Source organism: Afipia birgiae 34632 (assembly GCF_000308295.2).
Classification (GTDB): domain Bacteria; phylum Pseudomonadota; class Alphaproteobacteria; order Rhizobiales; family Xanthobacteraceae; genus Afipia; species Afipia birgiae.
In genome coordinates this window covers 294,393-311,922 of record NZ_HG326655.1, presented here as the reverse complement: position 1 = coordinate 311,922, position 17,530 = coordinate 294,393, and the positions used below count along the sequence as shown (strand labels likewise).

The 17,530-nt window shown below is 61.9% G+C and carries 19 protein-coding genes and 1 pseudogene; 9 read left to right on the top strand and 11 right to left on the bottom strand.

Annotation, left to right across the window (positions count from 1 at the left end):
- The 5 genes and pseudogenes from BN32_RS24510 to BN32_RS24495 all read left to right on the top strand — a co-directional run bounded on the left by BN32_RS24510 (nucleotide 1) and on the right by BN32_RS24495 (nucleotide 2,727).
- Nucleotides 1-693, top strand: coding sequence for a nitroreductase (locus BN32_RS24510; RefSeq protein ID WP_019199813.1), 693 nt, complete (start codon nucleotides 1-3; stop codon nucleotides 691-693).
- A gap of 21 nt (nucleotides 694-714) precedes the next feature.
- On the top strand, nucleotides 715-1,134 hold the full coding sequence (locus BN32_RS24505; protein ID WP_019199814.1) for a nuclear transport factor 2 family protein: 420 nt from the start codon (nucleotides 715-717) through the stop codon (nucleotides 1,132-1,134).
- Nucleotides 1,135-1,143: 9 nt separating this feature from the next.
- Nucleotides 1,144-1,362: pseudogene (locus BN32_RS27950) on the top strand (alpha/beta fold hydrolase); the annotation flags it as partial.
- Between the two features lie 38 nt (nucleotides 1,363-1,400).
- A complete protein-coding gene (locus BN32_RS24500) occupies nucleotides 1,401-2,024 on the top strand; it encodes a haloalkane dehalogenase (RefSeq protein ID WP_347335478.1) in 624 nt (207 codons plus the stop codon).
- Between the two features lie 298 nt (nucleotides 2,025-2,322).
- A complete protein-coding gene (locus BN32_RS24495; RefSeq protein WP_019199816.1) occupies nucleotides 2,323-2,727 on the top strand; it encodes a hypothetical protein in 405 nt (134 codons plus the stop codon).
- A 27-nt stretch (nucleotides 2,728-2,754) separates the two neighbouring features.
- On the opposite strand, the gene glnA is transcribed toward BN32_RS24495, so the two are convergent.
- The 4 genes from glnA to BN32_RS24475 form a co-directional block, all read right to left on the bottom strand.
- Nucleotides 2,755-4,185, bottom strand: coding sequence for a type I glutamate--ammonia ligase (gene glnA, locus BN32_RS24490; RefSeq protein ID WP_019199817.1), 1,431 nt, complete (start codon nucleotides 4,183-4,185; stop codon nucleotides 2,755-2,757).
- Nucleotides 4,186-4,363: 178 nt separating this feature from the next.
- On the bottom strand, nucleotides 4,364-4,546 hold the full coding sequence (locus tag BN32_RS24485; protein ID WP_019199818.1) for a hypothetical protein: 183 nt from the start codon (nucleotides 4,544-4,546) through the stop codon (nucleotides 4,364-4,366).
- A gap of 63 nt (nucleotides 4,547-4,609) precedes the next feature.
- The gene (locus BN32_RS24480) at nucleotides 4,610-4,927 is read right to left on the bottom strand and encodes a YkgJ family cysteine cluster protein (protein ID WP_019199819.1); all 318 of its coding nucleotides are present in this window, start codon (nucleotides 4,925-4,927) and stop codon (nucleotides 4,610-4,612) included.
- Nucleotides 4,928-4,931: 4 nt separating this feature from the next.
- Nucleotides 4,932-5,630, bottom strand: coding sequence for a helix-turn-helix transcriptional regulator (locus BN32_RS24475; RefSeq protein WP_019199820.1), 699 nt, complete (start codon nucleotides 5,628-5,630; stop codon nucleotides 4,932-4,934).
- 93 nt (nucleotides 5,631-5,723) lie between these two features.
- Here BN32_RS24475 and BN32_RS24470 point away from each other — a divergent pair, with 93 nt between their 5' ends.
- Nucleotides 5,724-6,452 (top strand): glutathione S-transferase family protein, encoded by a 729-nt coding sequence (locus BN32_RS24470; RefSeq protein ID WP_040427692.1) that lies wholly within the window; start codon nucleotides 5,724-5,726, stop codon nucleotides 6,450-6,452.
- Between the two features lie 181 nt (nucleotides 6,453-6,633).
- On the opposite strand, the gene BN32_RS24465 is transcribed toward BN32_RS24470, so the two are convergent.
- Nucleotides 6,634-7,260 (bottom strand): pyridoxamine 5'-phosphate oxidase family protein, encoded by a 627-nt coding sequence (locus BN32_RS24465; protein ID WP_019199822.1) that lies wholly within the window; start codon nucleotides 7,258-7,260, stop codon nucleotides 6,634-6,636.
- A gap of 108 nt (nucleotides 7,261-7,368) precedes the next feature.
- Here BN32_RS24465 and BN32_RS24460 point away from each other — a divergent pair, with 108 nt between their 5' ends.
- Nucleotides 7,369-8,268 (top strand): LysR family transcriptional regulator, encoded by a 900-nt coding sequence (locus BN32_RS24460; protein WP_019199823.1) that lies wholly within the window; start codon nucleotides 7,369-7,371, stop codon nucleotides 8,266-8,268.
- A gap of 12 nt (nucleotides 8,269-8,280) precedes the next feature.
- Here BN32_RS24460 and BN32_RS24455 read toward each other — a convergent pair whose 3' ends face one another.
- The gene (locus BN32_RS24455) at nucleotides 8,281-8,709 is read right to left on the bottom strand and encodes a PaaI family thioesterase (protein ID WP_019199824.1); all 429 of its coding nucleotides are present in this window, start codon (nucleotides 8,707-8,709) and stop codon (nucleotides 8,281-8,283) included.
- Nucleotides 8,710-8,834: 125 nt separating this feature from the next.
- Entirely contained in the window at nucleotides 8,835-10,004 is a 1,170-nt protein-coding gene (pobA, locus tag BN32_RS24450; RefSeq protein WP_019199825.1) for a 4-hydroxybenzoate 3-monooxygenase, read from the bottom strand.
- Nucleotides 10,005-10,321: 317 nt separating this feature from the next.
- Between pobA and BN32_RS24445 the strand changes: the two genes are divergently transcribed.
- Nucleotides 10,322-11,476 (top strand): ABC transporter substrate-binding protein, encoded by a 1,155-nt coding sequence (locus tag BN32_RS24445; protein WP_019199826.1) that lies wholly within the window; start codon nucleotides 10,322-10,324, stop codon nucleotides 11,474-11,476.
- 73 nt (nucleotides 11,477-11,549) lie between these two features.
- On the opposite strand, the gene BN32_RS24440 is transcribed toward BN32_RS24445, so the two are convergent.
- From BN32_RS24440 to BN32_RS24425, 4 genes are all read right to left on the bottom strand, one after another.
- On the bottom strand, nucleotides 11,550-12,500 hold the full coding sequence (locus BN32_RS24440; protein WP_244438271.1) for an adenylate/guanylate cyclase domain-containing protein: 951 nt from the start codon (nucleotides 12,498-12,500) through the stop codon (nucleotides 11,550-11,552).
- Nucleotides 12,501-12,884: 384 nt separating this feature from the next.
- Nucleotides 12,885-13,619 carry an ABC transporter ATP-binding protein gene (locus BN32_RS24435; protein WP_019199828.1) on the bottom strand — a complete coding sequence of 245 codons (735 nt, stop codon included), beginning with the start codon at nucleotides 13,617-13,619 and terminating at the stop codon, nucleotides 12,885-12,887.
- Nucleotides 13,616-15,388 (bottom strand): branched-chain amino acid ABC transporter ATP-binding protein/permease, encoded by a 1,773-nt coding sequence (locus tag BN32_RS24430; RefSeq protein WP_082773503.1) that lies wholly within the window; start codon nucleotides 15,386-15,388, stop codon nucleotides 13,616-13,618. The genes BN32_RS24435 and BN32_RS24430 overlap by 4 nt, the downstream gene beginning before the upstream one ends.
- A 167-nt stretch (nucleotides 15,389-15,555) precedes the next feature.
- A complete protein-coding gene (locus BN32_RS24425; RefSeq protein WP_019199830.1) occupies nucleotides 15,556-16,596 on the bottom strand; it encodes a branched-chain amino acid ABC transporter permease in 1,041 nt (346 codons plus the stop codon).
- Nucleotides 16,597-16,774: 178 nt separating this feature from the next.
- On the opposite strand from BN32_RS24425, the gene BN32_RS24420 reads away from it, so the two are divergent.
- On the top strand, nucleotides 16,775-17,311 hold the full coding sequence (locus tag BN32_RS24420; RefSeq protein ID WP_040427588.1) for a MarR family winged helix-turn-helix transcriptional regulator: 537 nt from the start codon (nucleotides 16,775-16,777) through the stop codon (nucleotides 17,309-17,311).
- Nucleotides 17,312-17,530 lie beyond the last annotated feature (219 nt).

Below are 17,530 nucleotides of genomic sequence, written 5' to 3'. Positions count from 1 at the left end.
ATGCTTGCACAGCCCGACAGCCGCGATATCGAAGTCGTGGAGAAGCTCCTGGCCGCGCGGTATTCCTGCCGCGCGTTCAAGCCCGAGTCCGTGCCACGCTCGATTATCGAGCGGGTGCTGAGTGCCGCACAGAAGACCGCGTCGTGGTGCAACAGCCAGCCGTGGCAGGTGACGATCGTCAGCGGTGACGCGACCCGCGCCTTTGGCGAAGCTCTGTACAAGAATGCGAGCGAGGGAAAGTTCTCGGCTGACTTTCCGTTTCCGCGCGAGTATCGCGGCGTCTATCTCGATCGTCGCCGCGAGAGCGGCTTCCAGCTCTACAACGCGCTGGGTATCGAGCGCGGCGACAAGATTGCTTACCATAAGCAGATGCTGGAGAACTTCCGCTTCTTCGGCGCGCCGCATGTGGCCATTATCACCAGCGATGATGCGCTCGGCGTTTACGGCGCCGTCGACTGTGGCGGCTATGTGAGCAGCTTTTTGCTCGCCGCGCAGGCGGCAGGCCTTGCGACGATTCCGCAGGCGGCGCTGGCAGGCCAGTCCAATGTGGTGCGCGAGCACCTCGGCCTTCCCGCCGACCGCCGCGTCGTGTGCGGTATTTCGTTCGGCTACGCCGATGAAGCGCATCTCGCCAACAGCTACCGCACCAACCGCGCGAGCATTCCGGAGGCGGTGACCTTTATCGGCGGCTAGGTTCGCCAGAAAGACATTGCGATGGCGGATATGAACGCGACGGACGACGCAGCCGCGACGGAGCGTGTCCGCCGCGTCGTCACGCGCTACGCGACGGCATGGGCCGCCGGTGACTTTCCGACGGTCCGCGACTGCTATCACGAGCAGTTCACGCTCCACTATGCGGGCAATAATCCTTTGTCCGGCGTGCACAAGGGCAAGGCGGCCTGCCTTGCGGTACTGGAAGAATTTCGCAAACGCACCCGCCGCAAGCTGCTCAGCGTCGATCACATCATGGCTGGTCCCGAGCGCGGTGCGGTTTTGGCGCGCGAGCAGTTCAGCCATGACGGCAAAACCACGGACATGCAGCGGCTATTGGTGTATTCGATCCTCGATGACCGGCTCCACGAATGCTGGGTCTACGATCAGGATCAAGCCCTGATCGATCAACTTCTGTCGTAAGGACGCGCCATGACCGAACAGCCGCTCGCAAAGAAATTTGTCAACGTGCTCGGTCACCGCATGGCCTATCACGAGCGCGGCGAGGGCGCGCCGATCCTGTTCCTGCACGGCAATCCGACCTCGTCCTATCTCTGGCGCGATGTGATTCCCGAGCTTGAAGGGCAGGGCCGCCTGATCGCGCCTGATCTGATCGGCATGGGGGATTCCAGCAAGTTGCCGGATGTGAAGCCGGATACCTACCGTTTCACCACCCATCGCGATCATCTCTGGGCGTTCATCGACGCAGTGATCGGCCCGAACGAAAAGTTCTGCTGGTCATTCACGATTGGGGCTCGGCGCTCGGTTTCGACTGGGGCAACCAGCACCGCGACCGCGTGCGCGGCATCGTCTACATGGAAGGTATCGTGCGGCCTGTCGCTGGCTGGGACGAGTGGAGCGAGGCGGCGACGCCGGTGTTTCAGGGGTTCCGCTCCGACAAGGGCGAGCAGATGATCCTCGACCGCAACCTGTTCATCGAGCGGGTGCTTCCGGGCTCGGTGCTGCGCAAGCTGACCGACGCGGAAATGGCGGAATACCGCAAACCGTTCCTCAAGCCCGAAGACCGCTGGCCGACCCTGACCTGGCCGCGCCAGATTCCGATTGGCGGCGAGCCTGCCGACGTGGTCGCCATCGTTGATGCCTACGCTACGTGGATGGCGCAGAACGATGTCCCGAAGCTGTTCGTCAATGCCGAGCCCGGAGCGATCCTGATCGGCGAGGTGCGGGAGTTCTGCCGCGGCTGGAAGAACCAGACGGAGGTCACGGTGCCCGGCAGCCATTTCATCCAGGAAGATTCCGGCCCAGCAATCGGCCGCGCCATCGCGGGCTGGATCAGGGACAAGCACGTCTAGGGCGCGTGAGTCGATAAACAGATCTGTCTCTTGAATCAGATTCTATCCCGCTCGTCCCCGCCTGCGCGCGCTTGTGCGGTCCGTCACCTCTGCCTTCTCCCTACCTCGCCGAATCATCGGTTGATTCGCGCCGCGCAACAGGTTCCATCTTTCTAACATTCAATGAATGCGCGGACGAACCGGGGAGCGTGGTTAACCCTGCGTTAGGAATTTGCATTGCATCTTCCGGGAACGAAGTGGCGCATGATTTTCCGCCAAACCGCCCATGCTGGCGGATCATGTGCTGGGGAGATTTCCAATGTTATCCAGCCGCGAAGCCTTTGAGAACGATGTCTGCCCGGTGGGCGACGAAATGCTCGGAAGCCTGTACCGAGCGAGCGAACATGGCCTTCCTCAGCTTGTGGAATCGGTATCGTCAGACGTCAGGGCCATGCTGGCGCTGTTCTGCTACAAACGCGCGCATCTGCACGGTATGAGCCTCGCGATTGCCGCGACCTGCACGGAACGCGATCTGGTGGAGCAGGGCGGCATCGTCGGATCGACCCTGTTCGCGATGTCCCGGGAAGCGCCGTCGGCGTCAACATCCGCATCGGCTTACGGCAGCCGCCGCAATATCACGCTGTCGACCAAGCCGCTCAGCACGTTCGCCCCTATCGCCGATGATATCGATGACGACAGCGATCTCGCGGCGATGCCGGCGTAAGCCGCCGCGACTTGGGCTGAACGGGCGCTAGATATCATAGTAGAGATGAAACTCATGAGGATGGGGGCGAAGCCGAATGGCATCGATCTCCTTCTTTCGTTTGTAGTCGAGCCAGGTTTCGATCACATCGCGGGTAAATACATCGCCGCGCAGCAAGAACGCGTGATCGCGTTCGAGTGCATCGAGCGCCTGATCCAGCGACCAGGGCGTCGATTTCACCTCCTTCGCTTCGGCCGGGGGCAGATCATAAAGATTTTTGTCGATCGGCCTGCCCGGATCCATGCGCTTCTCGATGCCGTCGAGGCCGGCCATCAGCATCGCAGAAAAGGCGAGGTAGGGATTGCAGGAGGGGTCCGGCGAACGGAACTCGACGCGCTTCGCCCGCGGGTTCGGCGAATACATCGGAATCCGGCAACACGCCGAGCGATTGCGCTGGGAGTACACCAGGTTGATTGGAGCTTCGTAACCCGGCACCAGACGCCGATAGGAATTCGTGGTCGGGGCGCAAAGGCCGCATAAGGCCCAGGCGTGTGTCAGAAGCCCGCCGATGTAGTAGCGGCCAAGCTCGCTCAATTCGGCATAATCGGCCTTGCCGTAGAACAGATTGGTCTCGCCGTTCCACAGACTCTGATGCACATGCATCCCCGAGGCGTTGTCCTCGAACAGCGGTTTGGGCATGAACGTCGCGGTCATGCCGTGCTGCAGAGCGGTGTTCTTGACCACGTACTTGTAGATCATCAGGTTGTCAGCCATGCGGGTGAGCGTCGTGAAGCGCATGTCGATTTCGTTTTGTCCGCCGGTCGCAACTTCATGGTGATGGGCTTCGATCGCGATCCCCAGCGACTCCATCGTCAGCACCATTTCGGTGCGGAGATCCTGCAGGCTGTCGGTCGGGGGAACCGGAAAGTATCCCTCTTTCGGGCGCGGCTTGTGGCCCAGATTCGGCGCTTCCTTCTTGCCGGTGTTCCAACTGCCTTCGCTGGAATCGATTTCGTGGAAGGCGTAGTTGATGCCTTGTCCATAGCGCACATCGTTAAAGACGAAGAACTCCGCCTCCGGGCCGAAATAGCTCGTTTCGGCGGTGCCGCTACCCTTCAGGTACGTCTCGGCCTTCTGGGCGATATAACGCGCGTCGCGACTGTAGGATTGACCGGTCACCGGGTCCCTGATGTTGCAGATCAGGACGAGCGTTGTTGCCGAAGTGAAAGGGTCGATGAAGGCGGTCGTCGGATCGGGCACGACCAGCATGTCGCTTTCCTGAATCTCCTGGAAGCCGCGGATCGATGAGCCATCGAATCCGATGCCCTCGTTGAGAGCGCCGGCATTCATTGCGCTCGGCGGGACGGAGAAATGCTGCCAGACACCCGGCAAGTCGGTGAATCGCAGATCAATCATCTCGACCTTCTGGTCCTTGATCGTCTTGAGGACATCTTCGGTCGAGGAGCAATTTGGAACCATGGCTTCACTCCAGTAACGGAGAGCGATTCCCAGAGCGCATGGCCGTTAGGCCACTGGCAGACGGCGCGGCGCGGACTTTAGATTAAGCTCAAAGGTCCACACCCCGCGCCGCGCCTACCCTGATCCGGCGTGGCGACGCCGGTATTCAAACAAGCCTCGTCAATGGTGACCCGCAGCTTCAGCTTTGGTGCGGGCCGCGCATCATCTTGAGCGCAGCCTCGACATGCCGCCAGTCTTTGGCCAGTTCGACCTCGCCTTGCTTTTCGCACTCAATGGCCTTCTGAGCGGCTTCGGCAATGGCCTGAGGCCCGTGTGCTTCCAGCAATTGACGCGCATAGTCATGAATTTCCATTTCCCGCATGGCGTCATGCTCCTCTTGTTCAGGGGCCAAAGGTTGACGCCTGAAGGGAACATTAGTTCCCGACTATTCGCCGCCAGCCGAGCCGGCAGCAAGTTCCGGCAGCCCGAACCGCCGTCGCGCCATGCCGCATTCCGGGTCGCCGGGCATGCAGGTGCGGCAGACTTCGGGCCGTACGTCGTAGATCCCACAAGCGGTGAAGGCACCGACCTTGCCGGTCAGCGCCGTGCAGCGGTCGCCGTCGCAGCGCATCCCCGAGAGTCGATCGTTGACGAACTTCTCGGGGATGAGATCGAGCGCGTCGTCGTCTTCCACCGTGAAGCGTGGCCAGTTGCTCGAGTAGGAGCAGCAGGCGCCGCAGCTCTGGCAGGGATTGTCGGTCATAACGTCAGCGCTCGCGCATGTTGTTGAGCGAAAAGGTCTTCATCCATTTCGTCCGCAAAGCGGTGCGGCGCTCGGGATATTTTTCATCGAGAAACACGGCGTCCGTCATGCGGTCGATCCGGAAGCTGCGAAAATCCTTTCGCAACTCGCACCACGCCGCCAGCATCCGGACGGTTTCAAGATAACCCACCGCGATCGGCCACACTGTGCGCTTGCTGTCGCGGCCCTGCTCGTCGCGGTAGTGCAGCAGGATTTTCTTGCTCGCGTAGATATGCGCGCGCAATTGCGTCATATCGATGCTCTCGGGTGGCGCGTCCCATTTCGGCGGCGTCCCGCTGGCAGGTTCGAGGGCCAGCGGCTGCAGCCGCTCGGGCACGGTCTCGACGATCTTGGCGATCAGATCCTGCGCCGCCTTCGCCAGCACCGGATCGGCCCGCCCCGCCACCCACTGCGCGCCCAGAACCGCCGCCTCGATCTCGTCGGGCGTCAGCATCAGGGGCGGCATGTCGAAGCCCTTTTCCAGCACATAGCCGGTGCCGGCCTCGCCCCGGATCGGGACGCGCTGGCCGATCAGGGTGGCGATATCGCGGTAAATCGTGCGCTTGGAGGTTTCCAGCTCTTTGGCGAGGGCCTCGGCGGTCAGCGGCTTGCGGGTGCGCCGGAGCACCTGGATGATCTGGAACAGCCGGTCGGCGCGCCTCATTTACGGTCTCTTGGGTCGCTTGCTGCTGACAGTATGGTGGCAGCAGGGGGTATCTACAAACACGCATCTTTTCAACGCAGAAGGATGCTCTCCATGATCACCCTCTATGGCATTGGCCCCGGCTTCGGCCTCCCGGAAATCAGCCCCTACGTCACCAAAACCGAGGTCCAGCTCAAAATGGCGGGCCTGAAATACGTCAAGCAGCAGGTGATGCCGGATACGTCGCCGAAGGGGCAGTTGCCCTATATCGCCGACGGCGACGAGCGAGTGGCCGATTCGACCTTCATTCGCCAGCATCTGGAAAGGAAGCATGGCCTCGATCTCGACGCGGCACTTGACGAGCGTCAGCGGGCCGAAGCATGGGCGATCGAGCGCATGATCGAAAATCATTTCACCTGGGCGGTCACCTACACGCGCTGGATGATGCCGGAGAACTTCGCCAAGGGGCCGGCGCATTTCTTCGACGGAGCGCCCGAGAGTATCCGCGATGCACTGCGCGAGGATGTCCGTGGCCGCGTCGCGGAAAACATGCGGATCGCCGGACTGGCCCGCCACACGCCGGAGGAAATCACCGAACTCGGCGCCCGCTCGCTGTCCGCGCTGTCGATGCTGCTCGGCTGGAAGCCTTATCTGATGGGCGACAGACCCTGCGGCACCGATGCCATGGCCTTCTCGTCACTGGCCGGGCTGATGGCGCCGTTCTTCGATTCGCCGCTGCGCCAGCACGCGCTGGAGTTCTCCAACCTCGTCGCCTACGTGGACCGGATGATGGCGCGATACTATCCGGAGCATCAGTGGCAGCGGCCGGCCGTAGCAGCCTGACAAGCGAATGTATCCGCCTCTCTCACCTCTCCCCGTGCTTGCGGGGAGAGGTCGGATCGCGAAGCGATCCGGGTGAGGGGCTAATGACTTCCTGTGCCAACGGACTTTCGCCCCTCACCCCAACCCTCTCCCCGCAGACGGGGAGAGGGAGCACGGTTCACCTGCGTGACGCTTCGTGTCATCACGAAGACAAGAGCCGCAGCTTCAACTGCGCCACTTCCGCCTCAAGCTCGGCGATGCGCTCATCACGGGCGGCGACGGCCGCCGCGACATCGGCGGCGTCAAACTTCATCGGAATGTGCTGTGGGCAGTTGCTGTCCCATGCGGTGAGCCTGAACAGGATCGCCTGCTCGGGTTTCGCCTTGTAGTCCTTCGGCATCAGCGAGGCGGTCAACGCAGGATCGTCCTCGACCACGCGCGCCTCGCCCCAGATCTTGATCCGGCGGCGGTTCACGTAGTCGATCAGGAAGATGTATGCCTTGGGATTCTCGCTGAGGTTGCCCTGCGTGATGTATTGCCGGTTGCCGCGATAATCTGCGAAGGCCAGCGTGTTCTTGTCGAGAATTTTAATGAAGCCCGCCGGCCCGCCGCGATGCTGGATGTAGGGCTGGCCCCCGGCGTTTGCCGTTGCCAGGAAGAAACTGGTCTGCTCGCCGATAAAGGCGGCGAGGGATGGATCGATCTCGGTGCGAAATCCGCCGCCGTCCTCCATATGGGCATAGCCTCCGCGTGAACCCTTGCGGGTCTGGATCGCTTTCACGGCAGGCGTAAAGGCAACGTCGCTTGAATAGGTGTGGGCGGTCGTCATGGCGGACCTCCGTGTCCGGTCGCAGGATAGCCCTGATTTAGGAGGGTGGAGCAGGCGACATAATCGTCAGGATTGACAGTTGATCATTGCGGGATATGAAATAATGCGATGGACCGTATCGACGCCATGCGCGCCTTTGTTTCGGTGGCGGATCTTCAGGGGTTCGCGCCGGCCGCCCGCAAGCTTGGCCTGTCGGCGTCAGCAGTCACGCGGTTGATCGCCAGCCTCGAAAATCATCTCGGCGCGCGGCTGCTTCAGCGCACAACGCGGTCGGTGACGCTTACTGATGTCGGCGCGCGTTATCTCGAACGGGCCCGGCGGATTCTCGGCGATCTCGAAGAGGCCGAGGGTTCGGTTCAGGCAGAACGTACCCAGCCATCGGGCAGGCTCGTGGTCTCCGCACCGCTGATGTTCGGGCGGCTGCATGTTGGCCCGATCATGTCGGCGTACCTGAAAAAGTATCCGGATGTGAGCGCCGAACTCAGGCTGTCGGACCGGATGGTCAACCTCGTAGACGAGGGCGTCGATCTCGCCGTGCGCATCGGGCATCTGGCCGATTCGAGCGTGGTCGCGCGGGCGGTGGGTGACATGCGGCGGATCGTGGTTGCTTCGCCGCGTTATCTCAAAGCGCACGGCGTGCCGTCGAAACCGTCTGATTTGGCCAAACACGAAGTCATACAATTCTCGGGGGCGACGTCCTTGTCCGAGTGGCGCTTTATCGAAAATGGCCGCGAGTTTCGCGTGCCGAACACCTCACGCTTCGCCACCAACAGCACCGACGCGGCGGTGCTGCATGCCGAGCAGGGCGGCGGGCTGATCAGCGTGCTGGCCTATCAGGTTGCGGATTCGCTTAAAGCTGGACGGCTCAGGATCGTGCTCGCCAACTACGAGCCCCCGCCAATGCCGATCCACCTCGTGTATCCGACCTCACGCCTGTTGTCGGCAAAGGTCCGGGCCTTCGCCGACCTGGTGATCGCGCAGGCGAACTGGCGTTTCGGAACGGCGTAACCGCCGGCAGCATCAGGGCCTTCGGTTTGGGATCTTGAACGTCGCGTTGGCGCGTGCGCAGGGCTCGCCATCGGCGGAGACCAAGCATTGCGCGAAGCAGATCGATCCCCCGATTTTCATGAAGTTGGTGTCGATCTCAAGCCACTGTCCGATCTTTGCGGAGCCGAGATAATCCACCGACAAATTGATTGTCACGATGCCCGAGAGGTTGCCCTTGAGGCTGCAACTCAGTCCCATCGCATTGTCGGCCAGCGCGGCGATCAACCCGCCGTGGATCAACCCGCGCGAATTAGTATGTGCTTCAGCGAGAAGTAGCCCAAGAATGTAGGCCCCCGGCGTCGCCTTAAAATAGATCGGCTCCCACGGCTCGGTGAGCGGACTGCGCCGCGGATGGCGCGCGAAGCCGGCGGGAACGTCAGCAGGAATATCGATCACCGTCATAGCTGTCCTTCAATGCGTGTTGCATATCGCATGATCCGCATCATATAGCGGGTATCGCGCGCGATCATTCGAAATCAAGTTTGAAACGTGATGTCGACGGACGTTTGAAACAGCAGTCGCGCGGTTCAGAACGGCAGGCCGACGTAATTTTCCGACAGTGAGGTTTTAGCGGCGTCGGACTCGATCAGGTAATTCAGCTCCGCGCGCTGGATTCGCGCGCTGAATTCATCGGTGTTGGGAAAACGATGCAGCATCGATGTCATCCACCACGAAAAGCGTTCGGCCTTCCAGACGCGCCCGAGCGCGCGGCGCGAATAGTCGTCGATACCCGCGTGCGATTTCTCGGCATAGAATTCGCGCAGCGCCGTTGAGAGATAATGCACATCGCTGGCGGCGAGGTTGAGGCCTTTGGCGCCGGTCGGGGGCACGATATGCGCGGCGTCGCCCGCCAGAAACAGCCGGACGAACCGCATCGGCTCGGCGACGAAGCTTCTTAGAGGTGCAATGCTTTTTTCGATCGACGGTCCGGTGACGAGATGATCGACGGCTTCCGGGTCGAGCCGCCGCTTCAGTTCGTCCCAGAACCTGTCGTCGGACCAGTTGTCGATGTGATCGTCCAGCGCACATTGCAGATAGTAGCGGCTGCGGTGTGACGAGCGCATCGAGCATAGCGCGAAGCCGCGCTCGTGATTGTTGTAGATCAGTTCTGGCGAGACCGGCGGCGTTTCCGACAGGAGGCCGAGCCAGCCGAACGGATAGACGCGCTCGAACAGTTTCAGCGCATCCTGGCTGACGCTCTGCCGGCTGACGCCGTGAAAGCCGTCGCAGCCCGCGATGAAGTCGCAGGCGACCTCGTGGGTGACGCCGTCCTTGACGTAGCGCACCCGTGGCTGGTCGCCATCAAAGTCATGCAGGCTGACATTGTCGGCATCGTAGATGGTGGTCAATCCGGCTGCGACGCGCGCATCCATCAGGTCGCGGGTGACCTCGGTCTGCCCGTAGACGGTTACCGTTTTTCCGGTCGCTTTCGTCATGTCGATCCGGTGGCGCGCCCCGCCGAACGCCAGTTCGATGCCGTGATGGATCAGGCCGTCATGGTGCAGCCGTTCCGAGACGCCGACCTCGTCCAAAAGGCCGACGGTGCCCTGTTCGAGCACGCCCGCGCGGATCCGCGCCAGGATGTAGTCGCGGTCCTTGCGCTCGAAAATGACGTTGTCGATGCCGTAGCGGTGCAGCAACTGTCCGAGCAGCAAACCCGCCGGGCCTCCGCCGATGATCGCAACCTGTGTCCGCAACCTGTGTCACTCCCGGCCCTGCGAATAGGGTTTTGCCCGCCGCTGAAAATTGATTATACCAGATAACAATATAGGAAAAAGGCTATCGACCATGGGCCGAAAGTCGACCGCGACAGCGGTTCGCTCAATGGCCCGGCTCAATGTCTGCGCGCTTTAACTGTCATACCAATGGCAGAGGCCGCAGGCATTGCAAATGGCCGATAACTTCTATCTGAATGACGCCAATTCCGGACGCGATGGTGCACCGCAAGGAATGTGCTGCCGCGTTTGCCGGTCACTGAATGAAACTTGAAAAGAGTATTTTGAGGGAGGACTTGATGAAGAAGCTAACCTGGACCGCCGTGGTATTGGCGGCTTCCGTGACGTTGCCGGGCGCCGTGACCCTGGCCGCTGCGCAGGACATCACCATCGGCGTCAGCATCAGCACCACCGGCCCCGCGGCTGCGCTCGGTATCCCCGAGAAGAACGCGCTCGAATTCGTGCCGACCGAAATCGGCGGCGCCAAGATCAAGACCATCCTGCTGGATGATGCTGGCGATCCGACCGCGGCGACCACCAATGCGCGCCGCTTCGTGACCGAATCCAACGCCGACATCATCATCGGCTCCTCGACCACGCCGCCGTCGATCGCGATTTCGACCGTCGCCAATGAAGTCGGCGTGCCGCAGTTCAGCCTCGCGCCGCTGCCGATCACCCCGGCCCGCGAGAAGTGGACCGCCGTGCTGCCGCAGCCGGTTCCGATCATGGGCAAGGTGCTCTACGAGCACATGAAGAAGAACAACATCAAGACCGTTGGTTATATCGGCTTCTCGGATTCCTACGGCGATCTGTGGCTGAACGATCTCAAGACCCAGACCGGCGCCATGGGCGGCATCACTGTCGTTGCCGAGGAGCGCTATGCGCGTCCCGACACCTCGGTGGCGGGTCAGGTGCTGAAGCTGGTTGCAGCCAATCCGGATGCGATCCTGATCGGTGCATCGGGCACCGGCGCGGCGCTGCCGCAGTCGGCTCTGCGCGAGCGCGGCTACAAGGGCCTGATCTATCAAACCCATGGTGCGGCGGCGATGGACTTCATCCGCATCGCGGGTCCATCGGCGGAAGGCGTCATCATGGCGGCCGGTCCGGTGATGGCTCCGGAAGGCCAGGCCGACAGCGCGCTGACCAAGAAGCCGGGCATGGCGCTGAACACCGCGTATGAAACCAAGTACGGCGCCAACACCCGCAGCCAGTTCGCGGGCCACATGTACGATGCCTTCGAAGTGTTGAAGCGTGTCGTGCCGGTTGCCTTGAAGACGGCGAAGCCCGGCACCCCGGAATTCCGCGAAGCGATCCGCAAGGCACTGCTCTCGGAGAAGGAAATCGCAGCTAGCCAGGGCGTCTACAATTTCACCGAGACCAATCGTTTCGGCACCGATGATCGTTCGCGCATCATCCTGACCGTGAAGAACGGCAAGTATGAAGTTGTGAAGTAACGATCTCTGACAATATCTTCTATGAAATGCCCGGCCTTGCGCCGGGCATTTTGTTTGGCGAGGACAATGCGCGTTATGCAAGACCTAGAACGGCGATCCCGTCGGACTTGCCGCGGATGTCCCGCACTCCGAGGTCGTGCAGCGGAACCGGCGGTGCAGATTTGAAGCGTTCGATGGCGGCGCGGGACGCGAGAAAGCCGCCTTCAACATTGCGGCTTTGCTCTTCAAGCCGTGCAGCCGTGTTCATGACATCGCCGTTGAACACGATGGCGCGTTTGATATCGCCGATTTCGCCGACGATCACGGTTCCAAAATGCAGGCTGCCGCGGATACGCGGTGCGACACCGAACTCTTTTTCGAACCGTCCCTGAAGCTGCTGCAGGATGGCGCGCATCGCAAGGAAGCATCGCAGCGGCCGGCAATCCACGGCTCCCGAGGTCTCCGTCCAGGTGACGATGATCTCGTCACCGACGTAATTCAGAACCTCGCCTCGATAGTCGATGACGGGCCCCGTCAAGGTGCGGAAGGTTTTGTCCAGAAAGCGATGAATGCCGAGACCACCCAGACGTTCGGCCAGGGTCGTCGATCCCGCGATATCGACGAACAGCACGAACCGGTTTTCCTCAACCGGCGTGTGATAGCGCCCGGTCGCGAGATGAAGGAAAGCCCGCGGGCCGATAATGTTGGTGACCGCGAAGAGCAGGTTTAGTGCAACCGCAAACACCGCCGAGAAGATGATGGGCGTCCAGACATCCTGCCTGGGATCGGGCGTCAGGCCTGCGATCAGAACGCCGAGATCGAAATACTGCACCGGAATGATCACTGCCGCATAGAAGATGCTGCGGACCGCGAGGCTCGCGCTGAACGACAGGCTTCCCAGCCAGTCGCGCAGCGGTCCCGATGATGCAAGGAATTCGAATGAGCCGATCGCGCCGCTGATCAGAAGCCCGTAGATGATGCCGATCAAAATTTGCCGAGGCGCAAATCCGACGTGGACGATGACGAAGATGATTCCGCCAAGCATTCCGGTTCCGAGAATTGCCGCAAAAAAGCGTAGTTTTCGCTCCGACCGCGCATCCATAACCGAAATGCCCCCGCACAAGGATGTTGTCGGAGCCAGTATCGGCCAGAACGAGACATATTGTTAGATGATTTCGGCTGCCGAAGCCGGATGACCTGAGAGTGGCTCGGATCGTCAATTCCACAACACATACTCGACGTCGTCCCGGCGAAGGCCGGGCGACGTTCATTGAAAAGGCCGGCTTGGCGTTCCCGCTCAGAGCGCAGACCTCGTCATCCTGAGGTGCGAGCTCTTGCGAGCCTCGAAGGATGACAAACCACAGAACGCCGTCGCCCTTCGAGGCCTTCGCTTCGCTACGGCACCTCAGGGTGACGGCGTATTCCCTCGCTACAGCCTGCTCTGTTCGTCGTGCTGGAAGCCGAGATAGCTCGCCACCACGCGCTGGTCGCCGCTGATCTCCTTGGCCGATCCGCTCATGATGAACTCGCCAAGCTCCATGACATACGCTCGGTCTGCGATCTCGAGCGCAGCGCGGGCATTTTGCTCGACCAGCAAGACTGACACACCGGCCTGCCTCAACTCGCCGATGGTGCGAAAAATATCCGCGACGATCAGCGGCGCGAGGCCGAGTGACGGTTCGTCCAGCATCAGCAGACGCGGCTGGCTCATCAGGGCGCGGCCCATTGCCAGCATCTGCTGCTCGCCGCCGGAGAGTGTGCCGGCAAGCTGGGTGCGGCGCTCCTTCAGGCGCGGGAACAGCGTGTAGACGCGCTCCTGCTCGGTGGCAGCCTTTGCGCGCGAGACACGGAAGCCGCCGAGCTGCAGATTTTCCTCGACCGTCATGGTGCCGAACAGTTCGCGATGTTCCGGCACGATGCAGAGCCCTGCGGCGACGCGGTCCTCGATCTCAAAGCGGGAAATCTGCTGGCCAGAGAAAACGACACTGCCGGTCAGCGGCAGGATGCCCATAATGGCGTTGAGCAGGGTGGTCTTGCCGGCGCCGTTGGCGCCGACGATGGTGACGATCTCGTCGGTGTTGACGTGGAGGGTCGCGCCGCGCACGGCCTCGACCTTGCCGTAGGCGATGTGTGCGTTTTCGACGGACAGCAATTTCGTCGTCATGACGCCGTCCCCAGATAGGCCTTGATCACGTCGGGATTGGCGCGGATGGCCGCCGGTGTGCCTTGCGCGATCTTGGTGCCGAACTCCAGCACGACAATGCGGTCCGCGATGTCCATCACGAAGCCCATGTCGTGTTCGACCAACAGGACCGACATGCCCTCAGCGCGTAACTGGCGCAGCAATGCTGACAGTTTCTGCTTTTCCATGTGGCGCAGTCCGGCTGCCGGCTCGTCGAGCAGCAGCAGGATCGGATCGACGCAGAGCGCGCGGGCAATTTCCACGATGCGCTGCTGGCCGAGCGAGAGACTTCCCGCCAGTTGATGCATCTGGTCGCCGAGACCGACGCGTTCGATCTGCCTTGCGGCCTCAGCGAGCAGCGCGGTTTCGTCCTTGCGGTCCAGCCGCAGCATGCTGGCGATTGCGCCGGAATGACCGCGCAGATGGGTGCCGATGGCGACGTTTTCCAGCACGCTCATGTCGGGGACGAGCTTGACGTGCTGGAAGGTGCGGGCGACGCCGAGCCTGGCGATATCCTGCGGCGGCGCGTTGTCGACGTTGTGGCCGAGAATGGAAATCGTTCCGCCGGATGAGCGCAGCACGCCGGTGATGAGGTTGAACGTCGTGCTCTTGCCGGCGCCATTCGGGCCGATGAGTGCGACGATCTCGCGCGCCTGCACATCGAACGAGACGTCGTTGACGGCGATCACGCCGCCGAACTGCTTGCGGGCAGCCTGAATGTCGAGCAGCGTGTCGGAGGTCGCAACGGCTTTGCTGCGTGGCGGCAGGGCTTCCGCTGCGTTTGGCCGGGGAAGCTTTGTAGCGTTGGATTTCAACAGGGCGGCGAGGCGCGGCCACATGCCGCCGGGCGCGACCTGAAGCAGCACCACCAGCAGGATGCCGAAAATCACGGTCTCGAGCTGCGCCGATCCGTGAAACACCACGGGCAGGAAGCTCTGCAGGAATTCCTTGAGCACGACGACGACACCGGCGCCGAGCACCGCACCCCAGACATAACCCGCGCCGCCGACCACCGCGATGAACAGATATTCAATGCCGGCATTCAGGCCGAACGGTGTCGGATTCACCGCGCGCTGGAAATGGGCGTAGAGCCAGCCGGAGAGACCTGCGAGCACGGCGGCATAGATAAAGACCAGCAGCTTGGCGCGCGCGGTCTGCACCCCGAACGCTTCTGCCGCGATATGGCCGCGGCGCAGCGCGCGGATCGCGCGCCCGGTACGTGAATCGAGCAGGTTCATCGTCAGCAGCGCACAGAGAATGACCGCGAACCAGATCGCGAAATAGATCTTGCCGGGATCGGTGAATTGCAGCGCACCGATCGACAGCGGCGGAATTCCTGAAATCCCGTCATTGCGTCCGACCAGTTCCAGCTTGCTGAACAGATAGAACAGGCTGATGCCCCAGGCGATGGTGCCGAGCGGAAGGTAGTGGCCGGACAGCCGCACCGTGATCAGTCCGAGGATCACGGCCGCGACGCCGCTGACGATCAGCGACAGCGGCAATGTCAGCCACGGCGTCAGTCCGTAGGAGGTGGTGAGGATCGCGGTGGTGTAGGCGCCGAAGCCGCAGAACGCGGCCTGGCCAAACGAGGTAAGGCCGCCGACGCCGGTCAGCAGCACGAGGCCCATCGCCACCAGTGCGGCCAGCCCGATATTGTCGAGCAGCACGATCCAGAACGGCGGCATGCCGGGAATGAACGGAAGGACCGCCATCACCAGCGCAAATACGACCATGCCCCAACGCTGTGTCATCAGTGTCCCGAATCCGAAGTTCGTATCATTTCTCAGCGCCTTCCGTATCGAACTTCGGATTCGAAAGGACACTGAAATAATATGATTCCAGTGTGGTTTTGGTTCGCAAGTCCGCATACGGAGCGCGCCGAAAGCAATAATGCGGACTTGCGAACCACCACACTGGCTTAGTCCTCTTCCTCTTCGACCTCTGGCGACGCCAGCGAGCGCAGGATCAGGACCGGCAGCAGCAGCGTGAAGACGATGACCTCCTTGAAATTGCTGGCATAGAACGACGAGAACGCTTCAACGATGCCGACCACCAGAGCGGCGGCGGCGGTGAGGGGATAGCTGACAAGTCCGCCGATGATGGCGGCGACGAAGCCCTTCAGGCCGATCAGGAATCCAGTGTCGTAATAGATCGTGGTGATCGGGACGATCAGGATTCCCGAGATCGTGCCGATTACGGCGGCGAGCAGAAACGCGACCTGCCCCGACAGGGTGGTGCGGATGCCGACGATGCGCGCGCCGAGGCGGTTGACCGCGGTGGCGCGTAGCGCCTTGCCATAGAGCGTGTAGCCGAACAGCAGCCACAGCCCGACGATCAGCAGGATCGTGATGGCGTAGATGCCGATACTTTGACCAGTGAACCGCAGTGGACCAACTGTGAAAGCGGCTGCCGAAATCGCCGGCGCGCGCAGGCCTTCCGGACCGAAGAACACGAGGCCCAGCCCCTGCAGCGCGAGGTGCATACCGACCGACGCGATCAGCAGCACCAGCACAGAGGCATGCGCGATCGGCTGATAGGCGATGCGATAGAGATAAAGGCCGATCGGCGCGACAATGACGATCGACAGCAAGAAGTTGATGGCCACGCTGTTCTGCCGTCCCGCCATCGCCGTGGCGACGGCCCAGATTGCAAGCGGCAGCACGATGTTCAGCGCCAGCGACCGCAGCATCCGCCGTGCGCTCATGACGTTGCGGCCGGAAACCATATCGAAGCAGAAGGCGACGACGCCCATGCCGAGCGCCAGCAGCGCGGTGCCCGGCACCTTGCCGGTGGCCAGCGTGGCGTAGGTCAGCGCACCGAAGGTGATGAATTCGCCCTGCGGGATCAGGATGACGCGGGTCACCGCGAACACCAGCACGAGCGCAAGCCCGAGCAGCGCGTAGATCGCGCCGCTGGTTATTCCGTCCTGCAGCAGGAACAGAAGGATCGTGCTATCCAAGGCGTCCCCTCAAGCGTCGCGTGCACGCGGATTGAAGGGTCCGCCGCACCGAGCGCGGCGGTTGAACTCCGCCATCGCTATTTGATATGTTTTATAACGATTATCGAGTATAATCACAAGCCTTGGCCGTCCTTCGAGTCGAGGCGCCCTTATAACAACCGACGACGGGAAGCGCACGATGGCTATTTCCAGGACTGCGAGCGCCAGTGCGGCGAAGCCCAGGAAGCGTCCGGCGCGCCCGTCACCACGCCCATTGCCGATCCCCGCGCCGCCGCCCGCAGAGGCTGTCCAGATCGGCGACCTGTCCGAGTTCCTCGGCTATTCGCTCAAGCGCGCGCAACTGCGGATTTTCGAGGATTTCATCCGCTGCGTCGCACCGCTGCAACTGACCCCGGCACAATTTTCAGTTCTGATGCTGGTGGAGACCAATCCGGGGCGCAACCAGACCGAGATTGCCTCGACGCTCGGTATCCTGCGCCCGAATTTCGTGGCGCTGCTGGATGAGCTGGAAAGCCGCGATCTGTGCCTGCGAAGCCGGTCCAGCAACGACCGCCGCTCGCATATCCTGCGGTTGACCGAAAAGGGCCGTGCGGTTCTGTCGCGGGCGCGCAAGCTGATCGAGGCACGGCACGAAGCCCGGCTCAAGGAGCTGCTTGGCGATAACAACCGCGACCTGCTGCTGGCGATGCTCGGCAAGATTGCGCGGGAGTTCTAGCACGCCGTCCGTTCGCATTGTCATTCCGGGGCGCGAGCTTTGCGAGCGAGCCCGGAATCCAGCGGTGACCGGTTCGGTGAACTTTTCTGGATTCAGGATCAGCCCGCTACGCGGTCTGTCCGGAATGACATTGTGTGGCTCTCACCTCTCCCCGTTCACGGGGAGAGGTCGGATTGCGGAGCAATCCGGGTGAGGGGCCACTTGATGTCGTCGAGGTGT

What these genes read in the sequence shown, in the direction of transcription:
- BN32_RS24475 (WP_019199820.1), bottom strand. Translation starts at nt 5,630, where the DNA reads ATGAGGCGCGCCGACCGGCTGTTCCAGATCATCCAGGTGCTCCGGCGC.
- BN32_RS24440 (WP_244438271.1), bottom strand. Translation starts at nt 12,500, where the DNA reads ATGCTTGGCGGAATCATCTTCGTCATCGTCCACGTCGGATTTGCGCCT.
- BN32_RS24435 (WP_019199828.1), bottom strand. Translation starts at nt 13,619, where the DNA reads ATGACGACGAAATTGCTGTCCGTCGAAAACGCACACATCGCCTACGGC.
- BN32_RS24445 (WP_019199826.1), top strand. Translation starts at nt 10,322, where the DNA reads ATGAAGAAGCTAACCTGGACCGCCGTGGTATTGGCGGCTTCCGTGACG.
- glnA (WP_019199817.1), bottom strand. Translation starts at nt 4,185, where the DNA reads ATGGTTCCAAATTGCTCCTCGACCGAAGATGTCCTCAAGACGATCAAG.
- BN32_RS24460 (WP_019199823.1), top strand. Translation starts at nt 7,369, where the DNA reads ATGGACCGTATCGACGCCATGCGCGCCTTTGTTTCGGTGGCGGATCTT.
- BN32_RS24470 (WP_040427692.1), top strand. Translation starts at nt 5,724, where the DNA reads ATGATCACCCTCTATGGCATTGGCCCCGGCTTCGGCCTCCCGGAAATC.
- BN32_RS24505 (WP_019199814.1), top strand. Translation starts at nt 715, where the DNA reads ATGGCGGATATGAACGCGACGGACGACGCAGCCGCGACGGAGCGTGTC.
- BN32_RS24420 (WP_040427588.1), top strand. Translation starts at nt 16,775, where the DNA reads ATGGCTATTTCCAGGACTGCGAGCGCCAGTGCGGCGAAGCCCAGGAAG.
- BN32_RS24510 (WP_019199813.1), top strand. Translation starts at nt 1, where the DNA reads ATGCTTGCACAGCCCGACAGCCGCGATATCGAAGTCGTGGAGAAGCTC.
- BN32_RS24480 (WP_019199819.1), bottom strand. Translation starts at nt 4,927, where the DNA reads ATGACCGACAATCCCTGCCAGAGCTGCGGCGCCTGCTGCTCCTACTCG.
- BN32_RS24485 (WP_019199818.1), bottom strand. Translation starts at nt 4,546, where the DNA reads ATGCGGGAAATGGAAATTCATGACTATGCGCGTCAATTGCTGGAAGCA.
- BN32_RS24465 (WP_019199822.1), bottom strand. Translation starts at nt 7,260, where the DNA reads ATGACGACCGCCCACACCTATTCAAGCGACGTTGCCTTTACGCCTGCC.
- BN32_RS24495 (WP_019199816.1), top strand. Translation starts at nt 2,323, where the DNA reads ATGTTATCCAGCCGCGAAGCCTTTGAGAACGATGTCTGCCCGGTGGGC.
- BN32_RS24455 (WP_019199824.1), bottom strand. Translation starts at nt 8,709, where the DNA reads ATGACGGTGATCGATATTCCTGCTGACGTTCCCGCCGGCTTCGCGCGC.
- BN32_RS24430 (WP_082773503.1), bottom strand. Translation starts at nt 15,388, where the DNA reads ATGACACAGCGTTGGGGCATGGTCGTATTTGCGCTGGTGATGGCGGTC.